This is a genomic window from Peptoniphilus indolicus ATCC 29427, from assembly GCF_000227315.1.
Taxonomy (GTDB): Bacteria; Bacillota; Clostridia; order Tissierellales; family Peptoniphilaceae; genus Peptoniphilus; species Peptoniphilus indolicus.
In genome coordinates, this window is the sequence record NZ_JH165141.1 from 1 (window position 1) to 779 (window position 779).

Here is a 779-nt window from a genome sequence, read left to right on the forward strand (position 1 = left end):
TTTAGAAAACTACTGTGAATTAATACATTTAATAAATAAAAAATTCATGCCTTTTTATAAATGGCAATATAGAAGTTTAGAAAATCTTAAATTATTAGGATATGAAAGTAAGTGTAAAATAGATGATCTGCTTTCATTAAATGATAAAACAGATTCTATTAAAAAAATCAAAATTATAGAAGAGTTATGTGTTTTATTTGCTAATTATTTAAGAGAAAATAAAATTTCAAAAACTGCAGATAATTTTCTATTAAGACATTCTTCTGAAATAGTTGAAAATATACATGACAATAATTTAAAAAATGAAAATACTTGGATTAAGTAGGTTATTATATGAATAAAGAAATTTTATTAAAAAATATTTTAGTATCCGAATGGATATTTTTTAAATCAGTAAAAAGTATTAAAGGTAAAGAACCTTGCCAAAAAGATATGGCTACTTTTTTAAACTCTCGGTTAAGTTACTGGTCTATATATAATGAAAATATTCTAAAATCTTATTTATTTGATTTGGAATTAGCAAAATCTCAAGATAGAAATTTGATAACTGAAAAATATGCTTATATGATGAAAGAAACAGACTATTTATATTATAAAGAAATTGAAAATTTTCTTCCCATTGTAGATTCAGAAAAAAGTTCATTAGTTAATTCTATTTTAAATATACATATTTTTTGGGAAGAAGAGCTGGTATCATCACACTCTAATTTGTTAGATAATAGCCGCAATCTTTATAAGAATACTCTATTACCATCTATATTAACTTATTTTAGAAGTGA

The 779-nt window shown here is 21.8% G+C and carries 1 protein-coding gene and 1 pseudogene; both read left to right on the forward strand.

The annotated features are described in order from the left end of the window. A pseudogene (locus HMPREF9129_RS10375) lies at positions 1-325 on the forward strand (DUF4037 domain-containing protein); the annotation flags it as partial. 8 nt (positions 326-333) lie between these two features. Next, positions 334-779, forward strand: a 446-nt coding sequence (locus HMPREF9129_RS10380; RefSeq protein ID WP_004823576.1) for a DUF4125 family protein, incomplete at its 3' end; no start/stop codon positions are given.